The organism is Bradyrhizobium sp. USDA 4502 (assembly GCF_054063355.1).
The window spans coordinates 960199-981883 of sequence record NZ_JBSSGF010000001.1 but is presented as its reverse complement, the minus strand read 5'-3'; the positions used below and the strand labels follow the sequence as shown (position 1 = coordinate 981883).

Below are 21685 nucleotides of genomic sequence, written 5' to 3'. Positions count from 1 at the left end.
GATCAAAAGCGCCGGCTTTGCCGGCGCTTTTTTGTTGGCTGCGGTTTGGTCTCGGCACTGCGGTCGGGCGCGGCCGCATCATCTGATTTTGTGGCGTTCGGCTTGCCGGTGCCAGACTTGCCGGTGTCAGACTTGCCGTGGTCAGCTTTGGATGTGTCCGCTTTCGGCGCGTCGGATTTGGCAGCGACCTCGCGCGGCGGCGCCTCTTCGGGGCGCTCGGCCGGCAACAGCGGCGCGACCTGCGGCAGCGGGTCGTCCACGTTCCACTGGCAGATCCGGTAATTGTTACGACGCTCGATCAGATCGAGATGGATGTGGTCCTCGTGGTACCAGTCCGAGCCCGGGCCGAGCACTGTGGAGAAGCGGGCGCAGACCGAATGCAGCACGGTCTCGCGCAAGGTCCGCGGCACGCTGCGGTCGGTCAGCGAGATCGACTTGCCGTTGGCGAGACCGAGCGCGCGGACGTCGAGCGCATTGGCGCGGCCGTGCTCGGAGAGCTGCGCTCCGGCGACCCGATTGCGGCCGCGGCATTCGAACGAGTCGAAATTGTCGAGATTGCTGATCCCGCCCCCGAGGTTCTGCGCGAGCGGCGCGATATCGGTGCGGACCCAGTCGGCGACCGCAGCAGCCATCTTGCAGCGGAGGATCGCGGCGGGCTTGACCGCGACCTTGCGCTTGTCCGCCAGCACGATCGCCTCGAGCCGCACCAGATCCTCGCCGCCGCAGCCCCCGGCGCCGTGGATGTCCGGAATGCTCGGGGCGATCGCGATCTCCTCGGTCAGCGCCTGCCGGCAGGCCGAAGGCTGCGGCGCGGCGGGCTCGGCCGGCTTGGCGGCATCAGCGGGCTTGGCCGTCTCGCTGGGCCTTGCCGCCTCGGCAGGCGCGGCAGGCTGCGTTTTGGCTGTGGCGGGAGGCTCCGCCGGCGCCTCAGCCGGGCGTGGCTTCGGCAGCGGCACCGCTGAGCGGCGGGCTGCCTTGTGCGGCCTTTGCGGCCGGGTGCCGAACAGATCGTCCCACGGAAAGCTGGGCGCGCGGCGGGCGGCCTCGGCTGGGCCTGCTTGCATGCCAAGGCAAAGCAGCACGGCGGCGGCGGTAACCATTGCCGCGCCCCCGCGACGAAACGCGCCAACAGGCCATTTTCGGCTTGCTTTCTCCGCGCTAAAGTTCATGTCAGTTCCATGATTTTACTGCCGGCCGTCCAAGATGCCGGCGGATCATGTGTGAGGATCGAGGAGGGATTCGCGTATGCTTGGTTTGATGCAAGATTGGCCCTTGCTGTGTCACAAGATTATTGAGCATGCCGCCAAATATCACGGCACACAGGAAGTCGTGACGCGGTCGGTCGAAGGCCCGATTCATCGCACCACCTACGCCCAGATCCACACCCGCGCACTGAAGGTCTCGCAGAGCCTGGAACGCGACGGCATCCAGCTCGGCGACCGCGTCGCCACCATCGCCTGGAACACCTGGCGCCACCTCGAGGTCTGGTACGGCATCATGGGGATCGGCGCGATCTGCCATACGGTCAATCCGCGCCTGTTTCCGGAGCAGATCGCCTGGATCGTCAACCACGCCCAGGACCGCATCGTCATCACCGACCTCACCTTCGTTCCGGTGCTGGAGAAGATCGCAGGCCAGCTGCCGAGCGTCGAGCGCTACGTGGTGCTGACCGACAAGGCGCACATGCCGCAGACCACGCTGAAGAACGCGGTCGCTTATGAGGACTGGATCGCGGCATCCGACGGCAAGTTCGAGTGGAAGACCTTCGACGAGAACACCGCGGCGGCGATGTGCTACACGTCCGGCACGACGGGCGATCCCAAGGGTGTACTTTATTCGCACCGCTCCAACGTGTTGCACGCGCTGATGGCCAACTCGAAGGACGCGCTCGGCACCTCCGCGTCGGACACAATGCTTCCGGTGGTCCCCTTGTTCCATGCCAACAGCTGGGGCATCGCCTTCTCCGCGCCGTCGATGGGCACCAAGCTCGTGATGCCGGGCCCGAAGCTCGACGGCGCCTCGGTGTACGAGTTGCTGTCGACCGAGAAGGTCACCCACACCGCCGGCGTGCCGACGGTGTGGCTGATGCTGCTGCAATACATGGCCGCCAACAACGTCAAGCTGCCGGACCTGCAGATGGTGATCTGCGGCGGGTCGGCGATGCCGCGCTCGATGATCAAGGCGTTCCTCGACATGGGCAGCCAGGTGCGCCACGCCTGGGGCATGACCGAGATGAGCCCGCTCGGCACGCTGGCGACGCTGAAGCCGCCGTTCACCGAGCGCACCGGCGAGGAGCGGCTCGACATCCTGCAGACCCAGGGCTATCCGCCGTTCGGCGTCGAGATGAAGATCACCGACGATGCCGGCAAGGAGCTGCCGTGGGACGGCAAGACGTTCGGCCGTCTCAAGGTCTCGGGCCCGGCGATCGCCAAGGCCTATTTCCGGATCGACAGCAACATCCTCGACGATGCCGGTTATTTCGACACCGGCGACGTCTCGACGATGGACGAGCACGGCTACATGCGGATCACCGACCGCTCCAAGGACGTGATCAAGTCCGGCGGCGAATGGATATCTTCGATCGATCTCGAGAACCTCGCAGTCGGCCATCCGGCGGTCGCGGAAGCCGCCGTGATCGGCGTCCATCACCCCAAATGGGATGAGCGGCCGCTGCTGATCGTGCAACTCAAGCAGGGCCAGAGTGCCACGCGCGAGGACATCCTGAAGTTCATGGACGGCAAGATCGCCAAATGGTGGATGCCCGACGACGTCGCCTTCGTCGACGGCATTCCCCACACCGCGACCGGCAAGATCCTGAAGACGGCGCTGCGCGACCAGTTCAAGGACTACACGTTCCCGACCGCCGCGGCGTGAAAACAAACGCTCGTCATGCCCGGGCTTGACCCGGGCATCCACGACTTCATCGTGCGGCAAGACATGGATGGCCGGGTCATAGGCGAGCGGAAGCGACGCCGTCCTTCGGACGGCTATGCCCGGCCATGACGATTCGGGGTAAAGCCCAAATCCCTTGAATTCGCCGCAGGTCCGTGGTCTCACACGACTGATCGCGGCGGCCGAGGTCGCCTGAGGACATCTCAACCGGCAGATTTTTCGACGATGGCGCGCAGGTTTTCCGCTCCCTACCAGCAGGAGCCCGTGTCCGGTCTCGCCACCTGGTCGCGCAACCTCGCCATCTTCTCCGTCGTCGCGGTGGTGGTCTCGATCCTGATCGTCCGCTTCGGGTTCCTGGAGATCAAGCCGGCGCTGGCGACCTTCTTCGGCGCGCTGGGCCTGGCCGGCCTGTCGATCCTGCTTGGGCTGGCCGCCTTTGCCGCGATCTGGCAGAACGGCACCCGCGGCATGGGCCGGATCCTGCTCGCGCTGCTGATCGACGCGGCGATCCTCGCCTACCCGGCCTACCTCATCTATCAGTACCGCAAGCTGCCGCGGATCTACGACGTCACCACCGACGCGATCGACCCGCCGAAATTCGAGGCGCTGGCGCGGCTGCGCACCGGGGAAGGCACCAATCCTGCCGCCTATGCCGGCCTCTATTCGGCCGAGCGGCAGCGCGCGGCCTATCCCGATATCGAAACCGTCGAGCTCGAAACCCCGGTCGACCGCGCCTACGAGCTGACGCTGCGGCTGGTGAACCGCCGCAAATGGCTCGTCATCGACGCGCGCGCGCCGCAGCCGCCGCGCCGCATCGGCCGCATCGAGGCGGTGGCGCGGACGCCGATCATGGGTTTCCGCGAGGACGTCTCGATCAGGGTCACGCCTGACGACGAGGACTCCCGCGTCGATATCCGCTCGGCGTCGCGCTATTTCGACACCGATCTCGGCAGCAACGCCGCCCGCGTCAAGAAGCTGATCGAAGACCTCAACAGCGCGGCCGAGAACGACAATGCCAAGCCGGCGAAGAAGGCCGCTCCTGTCGCGCCAAAGGCACCGCCGGCGAAGACGGTGAAGAAGTGACGCGGTAGCGTCATTCCGGGGCATCGCGCAGCGATGAACCCGGAATCTCGAGATTCCGGGTCTGGTGCTCGGCACCATCCCGGAATGACGAACTAGGCCATCCGATACGTCCCGCCGATCACCGGATCGCCGTCCGTCGCCACGACGCCGCGTGCGACAAGGTCCTCCAGATGCGCCAGCACCGAATAGCCGGCGGCATTGGCGAGCCGCGGATCGAGCCCGATATAGATCGCCCGCACCATGGTCGGAATGTCGGCCTCGCCCTTGCCGAGACGATGCAGGATCGACGCCTCGCGCGCCCGGCGATGCCGCGCCAGGAAGCGGACGTAGCGCGGGCCCTCCGGAATCTCCGGGCCGTGGCCGGAGAAATACAGCTGCTCGGGCCGCTGTTCCAGCCGCTCCAGCGAGGCCATGTAATCGATCATCGAGCCGTCCGGCGGCGCCACGATCGAGGTCGACCAGCCCATCACATGGTCGCCGACGAAATTCATGCTGCGCTCAGTCCAGGCGAACGCCAGATGGTTGGCGGTGTGGCCGGGGGTCGCGACCGCCTCCAGCGCAAAGCCAGCGCCCTCGATGACGTCGCCATGCTTGACCTGCACGTCGGGTCGGAAATCGCGGTCGGCGCCGGATTCCGGATTATGCTTTTCGCTCTCGAAGCGCGGCCGCGAGGCGCGGTGCGGCCCCTCGGCATAGACCGGCGCGCCGGTCGCGGCCTTGATCCGCGGCGTGTTCGGCGAATGGTCGCGATGGGTATGGGTGACCAGGATATGCGTCACGGTCTCGCCCTTGACCGCATCGAGCAGCGCCTTGGCATGCGCCTCGTCGTCGGGACCGGGATCGATGATCGCGACCTTGCCCTCGCCCACGATGTAGCTGACCGTGCCGGTGAAGGTGAACGGGCTCGGATTGTTGCAGAGGACACGGCGAACGCCGGGGCGGACCTGTTCGAGCACGCCGGGCTTCAGCGGAAAGTCGCGGTTGAACGGGATGTCGTCGTTGTCGGCCATGGGGATTTTCTCTGCATCGTCATTCCGGGATGGCCCGCAGGGCCAGACCCGGAATCTCGAAAGAAGGGAAAGGAACGCGGCGCGAGATTCCGGGTTCGCGCCGTCCAAGTCGGCTGTTGCCGACTTAGACATTTAAAATCTGCCGAACTCGGGTAAACCTGAGTTCGGTTGGCGCGCCCCGGAATGACGAGCAAGCGCCCTTACGAGAACGCCTGGATGCCGGTGATCGCGCGGCCGAGGATCAGCGCATGGACGTCGTGCGTGCCCTCATAGGTGTTCACCGTCTCGAGGTTCGCGGCGTGACGCATCACGTGATACTCGATCTGGATGCCATTGCCGCCGTGCATGTCGCGCGCCATGCGGGCGATGTCGAGCGACTTGCCGCAATTGTTGCGCTTGACGATCGAGATCATCTCAGGCGCCATCTTGCCCTCGTCCATCAGGCGGCCGACGCGCAACGAGGCCTGCAGGCCGAGCGCGATCTCGGTCTCCATGTCGGCGAGCTTCTTCTGCACCAGCTGGGTGGCGGCGAGCGGCCGGCCAAACTGCTTGCGGTCGAGCGTGTATTGCCGCGCGCGGTGCATGCAGTCCTCGGCAGCGCCCAATGCGCCCCAGGAGATGCCGTAGCGGGCGCGATTGAGGCAGCCGAACGGGCCCTTGAGGCCGGAGACGTTAGGCAGCAGCGCGCTTTCCGGCACCACCACATTGTCGAGCACGATCTCGCCGGTGATCGAGGCGCGCAGCGACAGCTTGCCGCCGACCTTCGGCGCCGACAGGCCCTTCATGCCCTTCTCGAGGATGAAGCCGCGGATCTGGTTGTCGTGCGCCGCCGACTTGGCCCACACCACGAACACGTCGGCGATCGGCGCGTTCGAGATCCACATCTTGGCGCCGTTGAGCTTGTAGCCGTCAGCGACCTTCTCCGCGCGGGTCTTCATGCCGCCGGGATCGGAACCGGCGTCCGGCTCGGTCAGGCCGAAGCAGCCGACCCATTCCCCGGTCGCAAGCTTGGGCAGATATTTCTTGCGCTGGTTTTCGTCGCCATAGGCGTAGATCGGATACATCACCAGCGACGACTGCACCGAGTTCATCGAGCGATAGCCGCTATCGACGCGCTCGATCTCGCGCGCCACGAGGCCATAGGCCACGTAGCTCGCATTGGCGCAGCCATACTCCTCGGGCAGCGTCACGCCGATCAGGCCGAGCTCGCCCATTTCGTTGAAGATCTCGCGGTCGGTTTTCTCTTCCAGATAGGCCTTGGTGACCCGCGGCAGCAGCTTGTCCTGCGCATAGGCCCGCGCAGTGTCGCGGATCAGGCGCTCGTCTTCGGTGAGCTGGTCGTCGAGCAGGAACGGATCATCCCACTGGAAGCTGGCGGCAGCCGGCTTGTCCTTGGCCTGGGGGCGCACGCTCATGAAACATCCTTTCGCATCGTCTATCGGAAATTGGCGGATAAATTAAAGCGCTATGCTGCGAAGCGCAATTGAATTGGGACCTTCGTCATTCCGGGGCGATGCGTCAGCATCGAACCCGGAATCTCGAGATTCCGGGTTCGCGCTATCGCGCGCCCCGGAATGACAGTGCTAGGTCTCCAGCTTCTCGTTCGACACGATCTCGATGCCGAAACCTGACAATCCCTTGTAGTCATGCACCGACGAAGTCAGGTGCCGGATCGAGGTGACGCCGAGATCACGCAGGATCTGTGCGCCGACGCCGACCTCGCGCCACTGCCTATGGCGATCGGCCTCCGCCGTCTTCTGCTCGCCAACCGGCTCGACCGGAACACCGGCGGCACCATCGCGCAGATATACCAGCACGCCGCGGCCGGCATCCTTGAAATGCCGCAGCACGGCTTCCATTCGCGCCGGCCCGGTGAACAGGTCTTTCACGATGTTCGGCTTGTGCAGCCGCGTCAGCACGTCCCGGCCGTCGCCGATGCCGTTATAGACGAAGGCGGCATGCATGATCTCATCGAACGGCGAGCGATAGGCGTAGCCCTGCAGCGGGCCGATCGGGCTTTCGGTGGTGAAGGTCGCGACCCGTTCGATCAGCTTCTCGCGCGCCTGGCGATAGGCGATCATGTCCGCGATCGTGACATGCTTGAGCTTGTGGGCGGCGGCGAATTTGGCGACCTGCTCGCCCTTCATCACGGTTCCATCGTCGTTCATCAGCTCGCTGATGACGCCTACCGGCGGCAGGCCGGAGAGCCGGCACAGATCGACCGCCGCCTCGGTGTGGCCGGAGCGCAGCAGCACGCCGCCGTCGCGCGCGATCAGCGGGAAGATGTGGCCGGGACGCGCGAAATCATTGGCGCCGGCATTGGGATTGGCGAGCGCGCGGCAGCAGGAGGCGCGTTCCTCGGCCGAGATGCCGGTGCCACCATCGGGCTTGTAGTCGATCGAGACCGTGAAGGCGGTGGTGTGGTTGGACTCGTTGTGCGCCACCATCGGGTCGAGCCGCAGCCGGCGGGCATCCTCGGTGGTGATCGGCGCGCAGACGATGCCGGAGGTGTGGCGGATGATGAAAGCCATCTTCTCCGCCGTACAGAACGACGCCGCGACGATCAAATCGCCCTCGCCTTCCCGGTCGTCATCGTCGGTGACGACAACGAGTTCACCCTTCGCAAAGGCTTGCAGCACTTCCTGGATCGTATCGGCCATTGTCCTGACATCTCGCTATATGCAGGCAGTGGATTAGCCGGGTTCCGATGTCAGCGCCAGTATCATTATGCAACCCGCCATGCATCCGGCAGGGATACCAGGAGGGGAGATTTCACCTCTCCCAAAGGGAGAGGTCGGATCGCATCGCTCGATGCGATCCGGGTGAGGGGTTCAGCCCTCTCGTGGGACTCGAGCCCCTCACCCGCTGCGCAAATCGACCTCTCCCCGATGGGGAGAGGTGATGGACAGCCTTGAGACCGGCGTTACGGCAGCACCTCGCGCCGGTCGCTGAGCTGGACGTCCAGCTCGGCGCGCTTGTCGTCGAGCAGGCCGGCGTCGGCCGCCTCGATCACGGAATAGAGCTCGCCGGCGTCGCTGAGCCGGGTCACCGTCACGTAGTCGGCGCCGGCGCTGTAGAGGTCGTCGACGCCGGTCAGGAGGTCCGCGGTGGCAACGATCCGCGCGGTCGGATTGAGGGCGCGGACGTGGCGCACCAGCTTCTCATTGTCGGCGCCGACCAAGAGGAAATCCGGCACGCTCAGGATGATGATCTCGGCCTTGCCGATGCCGGCATGAACCAGGGTGTCGACATTGCTGATGTCGCCATAGATCACATGCATGCCGCGGTCGGACAGCGTGCGGAACACCAGCGGGTTGAAATCGATCACGCTGATCTGCTCGAGCAGCGACTGGTTCTGCCGCTCGATCTGGCTGATCAGCGCGCTCGCCGCGCGGAAAAAGCCGAGGATGACGATGCGCCGGATCTCGCCATGTCCGTCCTCGTGCCCGGCCTCGCCGCGGCCTTCCTGGTCGAGGTCGCGCAGCCCGATCCGCTTCAACGGACCAATCAGGCTGCGCACGATCTGGTCGCTGCGTCCCATCGCGAAGGTCGAGAGCACCGCCAACACCACGAAGGCGAACGAGGCCGCACTCGCGGTTTCGGTTCCGATGTGGTTGGCGGCGACGCCGGTCTGGATCACCACCAGCGAGAACTCGGAGATCTGCGCCAGGTTGATCGCTGGCAGCAGGCTGGCGCGCAGGCCCTGCTTCATCAGATAGAGCGGCGTGAACGTCGTGATCAGGCGGCTCGCCACCGTGAAGGCCGCGATGACGAGCGCAAGCCAGATCACCGAGAGGCCCGGAATCGGGATCGTCATGCCGAGCGCGACAAAGAACAGCGTGATGAAGAAATCCCGCAGCGTCGTGACCTTGGCGGTGACGTCGAGCGCATAGGGAAAGGTCGAGATCGAGACGCCGGCGACCAGCGAGCCCATCTCGCGCGACAGATGCAGCCGCTCGGCGATCTCGCCGATCAGGAAGCACCAGGCGAGCGCGCCGAGCAGCACGAGCTCGGGCCGCCGCGCGATCTGGTGGAACAGCCGCGGCAGCACGTAGCGGCTCAGCACCAGCGCGGTCGCGACCAGCACCGCGACGCGGGCAATCGACAACAGCACGACGCTGATCTGCAGATTGTCGAGGCTCGGCTGCACCGCCAGGAACAGGATCGCGAAGATGTCCTGCAGCACCAACACGCCGAGCGTGATGCGGCCCGGCAGCGTATCCAGCTCGCGCTTCTCGTAGAGCACCTTGACGATGATCACGGTCGACGACAGCGCGCAGGCGACGCAGAGATAGATCGCGTCGAACTTGCCGCCGCCGACCGCAAGCCCGATAGCGGCAAAGAACGCCACGCCGATCAGGCAGCCGCCGATCAGCTCGCCGGCTCCCGCGAACAGGATGACCTTGCCGGCACGGATGATCTTCTTGAGGTCGATTTCCAGCCCGATCATGAACAGCATGAAGATCAGGCCGAGCTCGGAGATGACGCTGATCGATTCCTGGGACTTGACCCAGCCCATGCCGAATGGACCAATGAAAAAGCCGGCGATAAGGTAGGCCAGTATCAGCGGTTGCCGGGAGAAATGGGCCAGCAGCCCAATCCCCCAGGCAAGCAGGATACAGAGCGTGATATCGGGAATCAGTTCATGCATGCGTCAAAGACTTCCTGTTGCCGCAACCTAGAGGGCCGGGCGTGAGGATCAACCGAGCAATGTGTCACATCCGCGCAGGCGGCATTTTTCTCGCAGTTTTGCTCTGCCTGCTCACCGTGCGCATGTCAGAGGCGCTAGCACAATCCTCGGCAAGTATTGAACAAAATTTCGCGAACTCGTTGACGACGGTGCCATCGGAGGGCCTCACCGCCTCCGGTGCATTCTACGTGCCGGTGTATTCCAGCGTGTCGATGAGCCAGGGCAAGCTCAGGGCCGATTTTTCGGTGACGCTCAGCGTACACAACGCCTCCGAGACGAAGCCGCTGGTGCTGAAGCGGATCGGCTATTTCGACACATCAGGCAAGATGGTGGAGAGCTACCTCAAATCGCCGGTCGCGCTAAAACCGTTTGCGACCGTCGAGGTCGCGATCGCCACGACCGATACCCGCGGCGGCACCGGCGCGAATTTCGTGGTCGATTGGGCGGCCGCCGGCGAGATCGCGGAACCGACGGTCGAGGCCCTGATGGTCGGCAGTGTCGGCGCAGGGCACTACGCCTTCATCAGCCAGGGCCGGCCGATCCGGCTGGTCGGCAAGAACTAACTTCACGGAAGACTGCTTGCCGCGGCCTTCTCAACGACAACAACACGGAGCGAAACGTCCATGTCCACCTCAGCCCAGTTCGACTTTGCACCGCTACTCCCGGCCGGCCTACCTGCCCCGGCCGCACGCTGGACCGGGCTCGCCAAATACAGCTTCGTCGGCGGCAACAACGATCCCGACCAGGTCCCGGTCGACGGGCTGCTGGAGGCGGTCAACGCCGTGTTGAAGCGCGAGGGCAGGAATCTGGCGACCTACAATCTCGCGCACGGGCCGCAGGGCTATCTGCCGCTGCGCCAGTTTCTGACCGAGAAGCTGAAGCGCGACGCCGGGATTGCCTGCACGTCGGACGAGATCATGATCGTCTCCGGCTCGCTGCAGGCGCTCGATCTTGTCAATCACACCTTGCTCGCCAAGGGCGATACCGTGCTGATCGAGCAGGAAACCTATCAGGGCTCACTGAACCGGCTGACACGGCTCGGCGTCAATGCGGTCGGCATTCCCCTCGATGGCGAGGGCATCAGGATCGATGCGCTGGCTGCGGCACTCGCCGATCACAAGCGGCGCGGTATCACGCCGAAATACATCTACACCATCCCGACAGTGCAGAACCCGACCGGCTCGATCCTTCCCGAGAGCCGCCGCGCCGAGATGCTGAAGCTGTCAAGGGAATACGGCGTGCCGATCTTCGAGGACGATTGCTATGCCGATTTGATCTGGAACGGCGAACGGCCGCCCGCGATCTATGCGATGAGCAAGCATGGCGGCGTGATCCATATCGGCTCGTTCTCCAAATCGATCGCGCCTGCGCTGCGGGTCGGCTTCATCGTCGCGCCCTGGGGGATCATGTCGCGAATGCTGCCGCTGAAGACCGACGCCGGCTCCGGCGCACTGGAGCAGATGGTGCTCGCGGAATATTGCGCACCGCATTTTTCGACCCATGTGCCGCGCCTGACCAAGGGCCTGCGCGCCAAGCTCGATACGCTGATGGAGGCGTTGAACGAGCAGTTCGGCACCGCGGCCGAATTCGAGGCGCCCAAGGGCGGCATCTTCCTCTGGGTCAAGCTGCCCGACAATGTCGACACGCTGAAGCTCTATCAGGCGGCGCTTGCCGCCGGCGTCTCGATCAATCCGGGACCGGAATGGTCGACCAGCAAGGCCCATTCCGGCAGCCGGCTCCGCCTCTGCTTCGCCAGCCCCTCGCACGAGCAGATCCGCGAGGGCGTTGCCGCGCTGGCCGAGGTGTGCCGCAAGGAGTTCGGCGTGCCGGCGCGCAGCAGCAATGTGGAGAAGCGCGGCTAGATCATGATGACTTTGCGCTGAAGCGAGTTGCGGACTCCGCTTCACCTCGCCCCGCGTGCGGGGAGAGGTCGGAACGCATCGTCAGATGCGTTCCGGGTGGGGGGAGCCTCCGCAACCTCAGCTATCACCGGATACGCGGAGGCAGCCCCTCACCCCAACCCTCTCCCCGTAAGAACGGGGCGAGGGAGCGCAGCGCGCTTGCGGTCGCCATTCGATCTGATCTCATCATGCTCTACCGATCTGCGCGCCTACCTCACCGAGAACGGCGCCTGATAGGGCCGGCCGAACGGCACGCCGTTGACCACGGTCTGCACCGGCCTCAGCAGCAGATTGCCGTCGCGCTTGTTGTTGCGGGTATCGACGAAGGAGACCGGGCCTTCGACGAGATCCATGATCGCGACGTCGCCGGGCGCGCCACGCTGCAGCGTGCCGACCTTCGGGGTCCGGTTGATGATCCGCGCCGGCGCCGAGGTCGCCATCGCCACCACCTGATCCAGCGACGAGCCCATCGCCAGGAACTTGCTCATCACGTTCGGCAGGAACGGAATGCCGGGCGAGTTGCCCGAGAAGACGTGGATGTCGGAGGAGATCGTATCGGGCGCGCAGCCCGCGGGGATCGCGACTTCGGCCACCGTGAAATCGAAGCTGCCGCCGCCATGGCCGACGTCGAACAGCACGCCGCGCTGCTTGGCCGCGAGCGCCGCCTGCAACAGCTTGCCCTCCTGGACGATATTGGTGAAAGCGCCGGACATGTTCGGCGCGCCGGAATAGGCGTGGGTCAGGATATCGCCCGGCCGCAGCAGATCGAGGATGTCGGACATCAGCTCCCTGGTCTCGACGCCGCCGATATGTACCATCATCCGCGCCGGCCAGCCGCACATCTCGCAGGCCTGGATGCCGCGCTTCAGCGGCTCGAGGCCGTGCTTGAAGATGACGTTTTCCGACATCCGCACCTTGACCCCGATCAGGAAGTCGGGGTTCTCGGCCAGCGCCATCGCGCAGGCTTCGACCTGGGCGTTGTCGATGTTGTAGAGCTCGGCCACCGGGAATGCCGACAGGCCGTTGTTGGCGATGTGGACGAAGGCGTAGATCCGCGCCCGCGATTGCGCGACGATGAAGCGCCGCAGCGCCGCGAGGTTGTTGACGCCGGCGTCGCCCGCCGAGACGACCGTCGTGGTGCCCTGGAATTGCACCAGCTCGTCGGCGGGAATGCCGATCGCCGATCCGTACGGGTAGACGTGGCAGTGCAGATCGACCAGACCCGGCATCACGAGCTTGCCCGACGCGTCAATGGTCCTGGCGGCGCGAGCAGCCGGGATCTCGTCTTCGATCGCCTCGATGATGCCCCACCGGATGCCGATGTCGCGCTTGCCGCGCAGCGACTGGCTGGGATCGATGACATCGCCGTTCTTGATCACGAGGTCGAACTTGTCGTCCGGTCCCATCGCCGCAGCGGCCGGCCCCGCGATGGCGGCGGCAGCGGCCGACCCCGTCACTTTCAAAAAATCCCGGCGTGAAAATTCGCTCACGGCAACGTCCCCCGAACATTGATTTTTATGGCGCGATGATGCGTCGGACGCAGCGGTTAGGCAAGGCCGGGAAAGCCGCCCGTGCGCTCGCTGTCGGTTGTGCAGCCTGCTCGCGGCGAACGCCGCGACGGCTGTTATTGCTGAACAAGTGTTCAGAAAACTCCTCTGGTTCCTGAGGAACGTTTCAATATCCGCACGGTTTTCTCTTCACTTATTTGAGGAGGATGAGATGAAAAAGATTGGCTTTGTTCTCGCGGCGGTTGGTGCGCTTGCGGTGGCCGTTCCGTCGATCGCGAGCGCCGAGACGGTCGTGATCAGACATGGCGGTCATCATCACTGGGACCGCGGCTGGGGCGCACGCGCCGAAATGCGCCATGACCGTGGCTGGCATCGCGGTTGGCATCATGGCTGGCATCGCGGCCATGACCGGACGGTGATCATCAAACGTCATCACTACTAAGGACCGACACAACGGAAAATGGCTCCTCACGGAGCCTTTTTCTTTTCTGCTTCCTCAGGGCCAGCGGCCTCAATCCCACGCCGGCGCAAACCCCGGATTGACGCAGCGCATGTCCTTGGGCAGCGCCGCAATCGCCTTGCGGTCCGCGTCGTCGAGCTTGACCTTCAGTGCGTCGAGATTGGCCTTTTGGCTTTCGGCGCGCGAGGCTTTCGGAATAGCCGCCACTCCATCCTGATCGAGCAGCCATTTCAGCGCCACCTGCGCCGCGGTCGCATCATGCTTGCTGCCGATTTTCGCCAGCGTCTCGTCGGTGGCGAAGCGGCCCTGGGCGAGCGGACAATAGGCCACCAGCGGGATCGATTTCGCGGCGAGATATTTGCGCACCGGCGTCTGGTCCAGCATCGCGTGATATTCGATCTGGTTGCAGGCGATCGGCGCCTTGATGTCCTCGACCACGGTCTTGAGCAGCGCGGTGGTGAAATTGGCGACGCCGATCGCACGGGTCCGGCCTTCCTCCTTCAGCTTCATCAGCGTCTCGAAGACGGCAGGCAGCTTCATGCTCCGCGACGGCCAGTGCACCAGATAGAGGTCGACGTGATCGAGCCGCAGCTTCTTCAGGCTGGCGTCGAACGCTGTCCGGATCGCATCCGGCGCCAGGTTCTCGTGCCAGACCTTGGTGGTCACGTGCAGGTCCGTGCGCGCGACATTCGAGGCAGCGATCGCCGCCCCGATCGCCTCTTCATTGCCGTACATCTCGGCTGTGTCGATATGCCGATAGCCGAGCCCAAGCGCGCTCTCGACCGCCGCGCGGCAGGTATCGCCCTGCATGCGGAAGGTGCCGAGCCCGAGCTGCGGAAGGCTGATGCCCTGTGTCTGCAGATTTTCCATGGATAGCTCCTGACGCGTGGGAAGCCGATGCCATCGACGACCTCACGCCAGCAAATCGTTTCGTGGGAATGAAATTGGCAGGACTGCCGACACGCAGTCTGCCCGCAAACCGGGCCCTCGGGCAAGACGCCGGCAATCAAGATGTCGCGACGGATCAGAGACGGCGCTAGATGTGCTGCGCCATGATCTGGCCGGGCCGCGCGTCCGGCCGCGGCTCGATATCGACCGACCAGAGGTCGTGGTTGTCGACGTCCTTCAGCGTCACCGTCATCACGCCGGTCTTGCCGTCGATGTCGACGCGGCCGAAGAATTGCAGCCCGAAGCACGGCGCGAGATTGTCGCCCTGTTCGGCCGAGCAGCCCTTCTGGTACATCGCCTTCGGGCCAAACGTGTTGTCGAGTTCGCCCGGCGACCAGGTGCCGGCATGCAGCGGGCCGGAGACGAACTCCCAGAACGGCTCGAACTCCTGGAACACCGCGCGATTCGGATCATAGTGATGCGCGGCGGTGTAGTGCATGTCGGCGGTGAGCCAGACCGTGTTGCGGACCCCGGCGCGCTTCATGAAGGACAACAGATCGGCGATCTCGTGCTCGCGCCGCGCAGGCGGGCCGTCGCCGAGCGCGACCGCATCGAGGCTGACGAGGCCGATCGGCAGATCCGCCGCGATCACCTTCCAGACAGCATCCGACGCCACCAGCTCCCGCTTCAGCCAGGCGAGCTGGCTCTGGCCGAGGATGCAGGCCTGGTCCGGATCGCCCTGCTTATTCCAGCTGGAATCGCGATAGGAACGCATGTCGATGATGAAGACGTCGAGCAGCGGCCCGTAGGGAATCTTGCGGTAGACGCGGCCATCGCGCTCCGGCATCAGCCCCATCGGCATGAATTCGTGGAAGGCGCGGCGTGCCCGTGCCACCAGGCGCGAGCTGCCGTCCGCCTCATAGCCGGTCGCATCGGTGGTGCCGAGCGGCGACCAGTCGTCGGCCACCTCGTGGTCGTCCCACTGCGCGAACATCGGCACCTCGGCGTGGAAGGCGCGGAAATTGTCGTCGAGCCAGTTGTATTTGTAGTTGCCGCGAAACTGATCGAGGCTCTGCGCGACGGCGGATTTCTCCTCGGTGACGATGTTGCGCCAGATCTCACCGTTGGGGAGTTTCTGCTCCGACGGCACCGTGCAATCGGCGTAGATGTGATCGCCGGAATGGATGAAGAAGTCCGGGCGCTCGTCCAGCATGGTGCGGTAGCTGCGCAAGCCGCCGCGCGCGGGGTCGATGCCCCAGCCCTGCCCGACAACGTCGCCGGACCAGACGAACGAGACCGGACGCCGGTCGGCCGGCGCGGTGCGGAAATGCCCGATGCGGCTTTCGCCTGATGTGCCGTCGCGGTCCTCGAAGCGCACGCGATAGAACAGGTCCTGGCCCGGCGGCAGGCCGTCGAGCAGCAGCTTGGCAGTGAAGTCGCGCTCGGGCAGCGCGTCGGCGGTCGCGGCGCGCAGGATGCTGGCGAAGCTTTCGACCGCCGCGCATTCGATGCGCATCCGCGCCGCGCGATCGGCGCGCGCCCAGATGACCGCGGAATCGCTTGCGACGTCGCCGGACTGGATGCCCGCAATCGCGGGCCGATCCGCGGCGCGGCTCAGATATGGTTTGGCCAGCGCGCCGAATCCCGCCAGCGCGGCGGTCGACGCCGAGCGCACCAGAAGCTGGCGCCGGGTGAGGCCACGCCGCCTCGCGGAGTTCGCAGTCGGCATCGAATAACCTTCGTCGAATCGCAACGAAGGTTTTGCCTGCGCTCCTTGACTCCGGCCTTACGGTTTCTTGACTCTCCGCCGACGGTTTTGCGACGGCGGGATGACTCGGGGGCGGCTGCTGGGACGGCGGCCCCGGATATAGAGCGCTCAAGCACCAAACCCGTCATCCTGAGGAGGTCGCGAAGCGGCCGTCTCGAAGGATGAACGGCCCGTCCGTGGCCGATCCATCCTTCGAGGCTCGCTTCGCTCGCACCTCAGGATGACGGGTCAAGGATTGACGCACTTCGAGAAAGCAGAGGCGCGAGAGCGCCGCCTCACCGATGCCACTTGCAGATGCCGCCGGTGCGGCACGGCCAGGTCTGGATCCTGGTGTCGCGAGCTTCCGCATCGAGCGGGTTCGAGTGGCGGCGCGCGAGCTTGGCACGGGCGGGCACGCGCGCTTCCGCGCGCTTCTTCTCGTGCGGTGCGGTCAACCTGGTGGTCCGCACGGCTTTCTTCGGCGCGACTTTCGGCTCCTCGACCTGCGGCTCGACGTTCGCATGCTGATCGGGGCCATGGTCGGTCTTCGCCTCGACCGGAACGGGCTCGAACTGCGCTGGCGGGCCAAGCGGCTTCGGCGACAACACTGCGCGTGAAAGATCGAGGCTGAAGAACTCGCTGGGGCGATACTCGTCAGCCAACGCCACGCCACCCCAAGCCAGGCACGCGGTACAAACGGTTGCAACAAAAGCGTTTTTCAGGACCATCAAACGGCCTCCTGAAATCACTCGAACAGACAGCCATCATGTAGGGGCTCGGCCGTGCGAATCCAGCCACCGCTTGCAGGCAGGGTCACCGGTCAACCAGGGCGGCCGTGGAAAGTTCCCCGGCCCCTACTCCGCCGCCTGCGCCAGCGGCTGGCTGATCGCGCGCTCCAGCCGCGCGCATTCGGTGCGGTAGCGGGCGACGTTGCCCTCCTTGATGTGGCCATAACCACGCACGAGCTCCGCAGCCTTCGCCAGCGCCACGAGGCGCGGCAAGTCGAGCGGCTTCTTGCCGTCGAGGTGACGCAGGATCATCGCCGAATACTCGACCGGCAATGCGCGCTCCATCTTGCGCTCGGCGGTATAGCCGAAGATGTCGAAGGCGGTGCCGCGCAGGCCCTTCAACCCCGCCAGCATGCCGAACGCGGTGAAAATCCACGGACCAAATTCACGCTTCTGCAGCCGCCCGGTGACGGGATCGCGCTGGGCCAGCAGCGGCGGCGCCAGCAAGACCTTCAAGCCGGAATTGCCTTGGAACTGCTCCCTCAAGGCCTTGCTGAACTCGCCGTCGGAATAGAGCCGCGCGACCTCGTATTCGTCCTTGTAGGCCATCAGCTTGAACAGGCCCTTTGCGAAGGCTTCGGTCAGGTCCTGCGAGCCAGGCGCGGCGGCCGCCTCGGCGGTGCGGACGCGCGCGACGTCGTCGAGATAGCGCTTGGCGTAGGCCGCATCCTGATAGTCGGTGAGGAATTTGGCGCGGAACGCGATCGCCTCGTCCAGCGTCTTCTTTGCCGGCGCGGCGCCGGCGCTCTTGAAGCGTGCGGCGCTGACCACGCGTTGCAGATCATGCGCGGCGAGCCGGCCCCACGAGAACGCGGTCTTGTTCATCTCGATCGCGGCGCCGTTGAGCTCGATCGCCTTCAGGATCGCTTCCAGCGACAGCGGGATCGCGCCGCGCTGGAAGGCAAAGCCGAGCATGAAGGCGTTGGTGGCGATGCTGTCGCCCATCAGCGCGGTGGCAAGCCCGGTGGCATCGAGGATGTCGAGATCGCCAGGCGTCACCGCGCCGTTTAGCGCATCGCGCATCGAGCTGGCTTCGAAGTCGATATCGGGATCGATCACGAAGCTCGCGGTCGGCAAGAGATCGGCGTTGACGACGGCGCGGGTGACGCCGCGCTCGGCGCGGCTCAGCGCCGGCACGCTGGTGGCAACGACGAGGTCGCAGCCGAGGATCAGGTTGGCGTTGCCGGGCGCGATGCGGACCGTGGTCAGCATGTCGGAGGCGGGTGCGAGCCGGACGTGGCTCATGACCGCGCCGTTCTTCTGCGACAGGCCGGTGAAGTCGAGCGTCGAGCAGGCGAGACCTTCGACATGCGCGGCCATGCCGAGCAGCGCGCCGATGGTGATGACGCCGGTGCCGCCGATGCCGGTGATCAGGATATTGTAGGGATTGCTCAACGTAGCCACAGGCGGCGTCGGCAAATCGGCGAACAACGCCTTGGGATCGGCGGCGGCGCGGTCGGCCTTGCGCAGCTTGGGATCCTGCACCATCACGAAGCTCGGGCAGAAGCCCTCGATGCAGGAGAAATCCTTGTTGCAGTTCGACTGGTCGATGCGGCGCTTGCGGCCAAGCTCGGTCTCCAGCGGCTGCACCGAGACGCAGTTCGACGCCACCGAGCAGTCGCCGCAACCTTCGCAGACGCGCTCGTTGATGAAGACGCGCTTGGCCGGATCGGGGAACAGCCCGCGCTTGCGGCGACGGCGCTTCTCGGCGGCACAGGTCTGGTCGTAGATCAGGACGCTGAGGCCCTCGATCTCGCGCAGGGTGCGCTGCACGGCATCGAGCTCGCGGCGATGATGGATGGTGGCACCCGACGGGAAATAATTGGCGGGATATTTGTCGGGATCGTCGGAGACGATCGCGAGCCGCTTGGTGCCCTCCGCCCAGACCTGGTGTGCGATCTGCGACACCGTAAAGCCGCCCTCGGCCGGCTGGCCGCCGGTCATCGCAACCGCATCGTTGTAGAGGATCTTGTAGGTGATGTTGACGCCGGCCGCAGCCGCCGCGCGCAGCGCCAGCAAGCCGGAATGGGTATAGGTGCCGTCGCCGAGATTCTGGAACACATGCTGTTCGCTGGTGAACGGCGCCTGCCCGATCCAGCTCACGCCCTCCGCGCCCATATGCGAGATGGTCTGGGTGTTGCGGTTCGGCACCGACAGCGCCATGCCGTGGCAGCCGATGCCGGCCATGGCGCGGCTGCCCTCGGGAATCTTGGTCGACGAGTTGTGCGGGCAGCCCGAGCAGAAATACGGCGTGCGCTGCAGCTTCGCGGTGCCCGTGCCCTCGGCCGGGCGATCGAACGCCTCGAGTTTTGCCAAGCGCTGCTCCAGCAGCGGACTGCGGTGACCGAGCCGGCGCAGCCGCGCCACCACGGCGGCGGCGACCATGGTCGGCGTCAGCTCGCCCTCGCTCGGCAGCAGCGGCGCGCCGCTCTCGTCGCGCTTGCCGACCACCGACGGACGCTTCGCGGCGTCCATGTTGTAGAGGATGCGGACCAGCTGGTCCTCGATGAAGCCGCGCTTCTCCTCGACGACCAGCACATCCTGCAGGCCCTCGGCGAAGGCGCGCGCGCCGCGCGCTTCGAGCGGCCAGGTCAGCGCCACCTTGTAGATGCGCAGCCCGAGCGCCTGCGCATCGGCATCGGTGATGCCGAGATCGGCGAGCGCCTGGCGCAGATCGAGATAGGCCTTGCCGGTCGCCATGATGCCGAGCCGCGCCGGCTTCGAATCCAGCACGATGCGATCGAAGCGGTTGACGCGGGCGAAGGCCGCGACCGCCTCCATCTTGGGCCCGTGCAGCCGGCGCTCGGCGTCGAGCGGCGGATCCGGCCAACGGATCGAGAGCCCGCCCAGTGGCATCTCGAAATCGTCGGGCATGATGATCTTGATGCGATCGGGATCGCTGACGATCGAGGCCGAGCTCTCCACGGTCTCGGAGATCGCCTTGAAGCCGACCCAGCAGCCGGAATAGCGCGACAGCGCGAAGCCGAGGATGCCGAGGTCGAGATAGTCCTGCAGCGTCGCCGGATTGACCACCGGCATCAGCGCCGAGGCGAACACCTGTTCGCTCTGATGCGCCAGGGTGGAGGATTGGCAGCCATGGTCGTCGCCGGCCAGCGCGATCACGCCGCCGTTCGGCGAGGTGCCGGCGGAATTGGCGTGCTTGAGCGCGTCGAGTGAACGGTCGACGCCGGGGCCCTTGCCGTACCAGATGCCGAACACGCCATCGACCTTGGCGCCGGGGAACATGCCCACCTGCTGGCTGCCCCACACCGCGGTCGCCGCCAGATCCTCGTTGAGGCCCGGAACGAAGGCGATGTCATGCTCCTTCAGGAAGGATTTCGCCCGCCACAGCGCGTGGTCGTACATGCCGAGCGGCGAACCGCGGTAACCGGAGATGAAACCGGCGGTGTTCAGCCCGTGCGCGCGGTCGCGTTCGCGCTGCAACATGGGCAATCGGACCAGCGCCTGGGTACCGGAGAGGAAGATTCGTTTCGTGTCCAACCGGTACTTGTCGTCCAGTCCAACTTCCATCAACGCCATCAGTTTCCCCGTCAGTCAGCCACGCCGGTCCGGACCGGTCTGATTATCTTCCGACATGATCATGCATCAGCATGCACTGATTTTGTTATGCATGAACAGCCCCGTTCCATGGCCGCAGCACATATCTCATGTTGCGCATGCGAGGCCTTGTCGTTCTGCAAGGCCTTGCCGAACCCCGGCATCTTTGAAACGGTGGCGCGCAAAGGGAGACCAAGGATGATTACAGTCGAATCCGCATTCACGACGGAAATCGTGGAGAACGGCAATCTGCTGGTGGGTCCCTGGCGCAGCCCGAAGCAGATGCTGCAGGCCCAGACCTACGATTCCCATGCCTCGATTCACGACGATGCAACCGCGCAGAAGCTCGGCTTCCGCGGCGGCACGATCGAGGGACCGACCCATTTCAGCCAGTTCGCGCCGCTGTGCGAGCGGATCTGGGGCCGCGCCTGGTTCATGACCGGATGCCTCTCGACGCATTACCGCAACCCGGTGTTCGAAGGCGAAGAAGTGCAGGCCCAGATCGAGAAGCCGAAGCCGGGCCAGACCGTTTGCACGATCGGGATGGTCAAGCGCGACGGCACCGAGATCCTGCGCGGCACCGCCTCGATCGATGGCAACGGCAGCGAGACGGCGCTCAGCCACCGGCTCGGCGAATTGAAGCCGCTGACCGATCCCGTGATCCTCGCCGACATCAAGGTCGGCATGAAGACGCCGCGACAGGCGATCAAGATGGATTTCGACCAGAACATGGGCGATCTCTATCCGTTTTCGCTGGCCGAAAAGCTCAAGGTGATCACCGAGCCTTCGGACTATTATTCGCTGGAGCACAATCCCTGGGGCCGCGCCATCATCCCGATGGAGATGCTGAGCGTGCTGTTCCAGTACCGCGCGCGCGAGGACCGGCTGCCGGTCCGCGGCCCCGCCGTCGGGCTGTTCGCCGACCAGGAGATTCGTCTTCTGCGCGGGCCGCTCTTCCCCGGCGAGACCTATTGGGTCGAGCGCGAGGTCGTGGCGCTTTCCGGCAGCAAGCGCACCGAGAGCATGTGGGTGCGCTCGACTGTGTTCGATGCCGACAACGCCGTGGTCGCAACGATGCTGCTCAACGGCGCCAGCATGAAGGACTCCTACGCCAACTACGCCAGCGAGCACAAAGCCCTCTACGGCTGAAACAACAGCCG

Annotated in this window: 16 protein-coding genes; 6 read left to right on the top strand and 10 right to left on the bottom strand. The window is 65.2% G+C overall.

Annotated features, from left to right (window positions below):
* Positions 1-2: 2 nt before the first annotated feature.
* Positions 3-1169 carry an extensin family protein gene (locus ACVW1B_RS04385; RefSeq protein ID WP_456821221.1) on the bottom strand — a complete coding sequence of 389 codons (1167 nt, stop codon included), beginning with the start codon at positions 1167-1169 and terminating at the stop codon, positions 3-5.
* A gap of 76 nt (positions 1170-1245) precedes the next feature.
* Between ACVW1B_RS04385 and ACVW1B_RS04380 the strand changes: the two genes are divergently transcribed.
* Positions 1246-2874 (top strand): fatty-acid--CoA ligase, encoded by a 1629-nt coding sequence (locus ACVW1B_RS04380; protein ID WP_456821220.1) that lies wholly within the window; start codon positions 1246-1248, stop codon positions 2872-2874.
* A gap of 243 nt (positions 2875-3117) precedes the next feature.
* Positions 3118-3975: a DUF1499 domain-containing protein gene (locus ACVW1B_RS04375; protein ID WP_157345591.1), complete on the top strand. Its 858-nt coding sequence runs from the start codon at positions 3118-3120 to the stop codon at positions 3973-3975.
* 92 nt (positions 3976-4067) lie between these two features.
* Here the strand turns inward: ACVW1B_RS04375 and ACVW1B_RS04370 are convergent, their stop codons facing one another.
* The 4 genes from ACVW1B_RS04370 to ACVW1B_RS04355 form a co-directional block, all read right to left on the bottom strand.
* Positions 4068-4985, bottom strand: coding sequence for an MBL fold metallo-hydrolase (locus tag ACVW1B_RS04370; protein WP_456821219.1), 918 nt, complete (start codon positions 4983-4985; stop codon positions 4068-4070).
* A 200-nt stretch (positions 4986-5185) separates the two neighbouring features.
* Complete coding sequence (locus tag ACVW1B_RS04365) at positions 5186-6400, bottom strand: acyl-CoA dehydrogenase (protein WP_028334515.1); 1215 nt, start codon at positions 6398-6400, stop codon at positions 5186-5188.
* A 168-nt stretch (positions 6401-6568) separates the two neighbouring features.
* Positions 6569-7645, bottom strand: a complete 1077-nt coding sequence (gene ribB, locus ACVW1B_RS04360) for a 3,4-dihydroxy-2-butanone-4-phosphate synthase (RefSeq protein ID WP_028334516.1) — start codon at positions 7643-7645, stop codon at positions 6569-6571.
* Between the two features lie 263 nt (positions 7646-7908).
* The gene (locus ACVW1B_RS04355) at positions 7909-9636 is read right to left on the bottom strand and encodes a cation:proton antiporter (RefSeq protein WP_456821218.1); all 1728 of its coding nucleotides are present in this window, start codon (positions 9634-9636) and stop codon (positions 7909-7911) included.
* A 59-nt stretch (positions 9637-9695) separates the two neighbouring features.
* On the opposite strand from ACVW1B_RS04355, the gene ACVW1B_RS04350 reads away from it, so the two are divergent.
* Positions 9696-10238, top strand: a complete 543-nt coding sequence (locus ACVW1B_RS04350; RefSeq protein ID WP_456781396.1) for a DUF3124 domain-containing protein — start codon at positions 9696-9698, stop codon at positions 10236-10238.
* A gap of 60 nt (positions 10239-10298) precedes the next feature.
* Positions 10299-11537: an aminotransferase-like domain-containing protein gene (locus tag ACVW1B_RS04345; RefSeq protein ID WP_456821217.1), complete on the top strand. Its 1239-nt coding sequence runs from the start codon at positions 10299-10301 to the stop codon at positions 11535-11537.
* A gap of 248 nt (positions 11538-11785) precedes the next feature.
* Here ACVW1B_RS04345 and ACVW1B_RS04340 read toward each other — a convergent pair whose 3' ends face one another.
* The gene (locus tag ACVW1B_RS04340; protein WP_456821216.1) at positions 11786-13066 is read right to left on the bottom strand and encodes an amidohydrolase family protein; all 1281 of its coding nucleotides are present in this window, start codon (positions 13064-13066) and stop codon (positions 11786-11788) included.
* 229 nt (positions 13067-13295) lie between these two features.
* Here ACVW1B_RS04340 and ACVW1B_RS04335 point away from each other — a divergent pair, with 229 nt between their 5' ends.
* Positions 13296-13526, top strand: a complete 231-nt coding sequence (locus ACVW1B_RS04335) for a hypothetical protein (protein WP_438080533.1) — start codon at positions 13296-13298, stop codon at positions 13524-13526.
* Positions 13527-13595: 69 nt separating this feature from the next.
* Here the strand turns inward: ACVW1B_RS04335 and ACVW1B_RS04330 are convergent, their stop codons facing one another.
* The 4 genes from ACVW1B_RS04330 to ACVW1B_RS04315 form a co-directional block, all read right to left on the bottom strand.
* Positions 13596-14414, bottom strand: coding sequence for an aldo/keto reductase (locus ACVW1B_RS04330; protein ID WP_438078792.1), 819 nt, complete (start codon positions 14412-14414; stop codon positions 13596-13598).
* Between the two features lie 166 nt (positions 14415-14580).
* Positions 14581-16161, bottom strand: coding sequence for an alkaline phosphatase D family protein (locus ACVW1B_RS04325; RefSeq protein WP_456821215.1), 1581 nt, complete (start codon positions 16159-16161; stop codon positions 14581-14583).
* A gap of 314 nt (positions 16162-16475) precedes the next feature.
* Positions 16476-16907: a hypothetical protein gene (locus tag ACVW1B_RS04320; protein ID WP_456821214.1), complete on the bottom strand. Its 432-nt coding sequence runs from the start codon at positions 16905-16907 to the stop codon at positions 16476-16478.
* Between the two features lie 126 nt (positions 16908-17033).
* Positions 17034-20507, bottom strand: coding sequence for an indolepyruvate ferredoxin oxidoreductase family protein (locus tag ACVW1B_RS04315; RefSeq protein WP_456821213.1), 3474 nt, complete (start codon positions 20505-20507; stop codon positions 17034-17036).
* 216 nt (positions 20508-20723) lie between these two features.
* On the opposite strand from ACVW1B_RS04315, the gene ACVW1B_RS04310 reads away from it, so the two are divergent.
* The gene (locus ACVW1B_RS04310; RefSeq protein ID WP_456821212.1) at positions 20724-21674 is read left to right on the top strand and encodes a hypothetical protein; all 951 of its coding nucleotides are present in this window, start codon (positions 20724-20726) and stop codon (positions 21672-21674) included.
* Positions 21675-21685: the final 11 nt, after the last annotated feature.

Coding starts and splice junctions, on each gene's coding strand:
- ACVW1B_RS04330 (WP_438078792.1), bottom strand. CDS start 14,414: ATGGAAAATCTGCAGACACAGGGCATCAGCCTTCCGCAGCTCGGGCTC.
- ACVW1B_RS04385 (WP_456821221.1), bottom strand. CDS start 1,169: ATGAACTTTAGCGCGGAGAAAGCAAGCCGAAAATGGCCTGTTGGCGCG.
- ACVW1B_RS04310 (WP_456821212.1), top strand. CDS start 20,724: ATGATTACAGTCGAATCCGCATTCACGACGGAAATCGTGGAGAACGGC.
- ACVW1B_RS04335 (WP_438080533.1), top strand. CDS start 13,296: ATGAAAAAGATTGGCTTTGTTCTCGCGGCGGTTGGTGCGCTTGCGGTG.
- ACVW1B_RS04355 (WP_456821218.1), bottom strand. CDS start 9,636: ATGCATGAACTGATTCCCGATATCACGCTCTGTATCCTGCTTGCCTGG.
- ACVW1B_RS04380 (WP_456821220.1), top strand. CDS start 1,246: ATGCTTGGTTTGATGCAAGATTGGCCCTTGCTGTGTCACAAGATTATT.
- ACVW1B_RS04370 (WP_456821219.1), bottom strand. CDS start 4,985: ATGGCCGACAACGACGACATCCCGTTCAACCGCGACTTTCCGCTGAAG.
- ribB (WP_028334516.1), bottom strand. CDS start 7,645: ATGGCCGATACGATCCAGGAAGTGCTGCAAGCCTTTGCGAAGGGTGAA.
- ACVW1B_RS04315 (WP_456821213.1), bottom strand. CDS start 20,507: ATGGCGTTGATGGAAGTTGGACTGGACGACAAGTACCGGTTGGACACG.
- ACVW1B_RS04320 (WP_456821214.1), bottom strand. CDS start 16,907: ATGGTCCTGAAAAACGCTTTTGTTGCAACCGTTTGTACCGCGTGCCTG.
- ACVW1B_RS04325 (WP_456821215.1), bottom strand. CDS start 16,161: ATGCCGACTGCGAACTCCGCGAGGCGGCGTGGCCTCACCCGGCGCCAG.
- ACVW1B_RS04365 (WP_028334515.1), bottom strand. CDS start 6,400: ATGAGCGTGCGCCCCCAGGCCAAGGACAAGCCGGCTGCCGCCAGCTTC.
- ACVW1B_RS04345 (WP_456821217.1), top strand. CDS start 10,299: ATGTCCACCTCAGCCCAGTTCGACTTTGCACCGCTACTCCCGGCCGGC.
- ACVW1B_RS04375 (WP_157345591.1), top strand. CDS start 3,118: ATGGCGCGCAGGTTTTCCGCTCCCTACCAGCAGGAGCCCGTGTCCGGT.
- ACVW1B_RS04350 (WP_456781396.1), top strand. CDS start 9,696: ATGTGTCACATCCGCGCAGGCGGCATTTTTCTCGCAGTTTTGCTCTGC.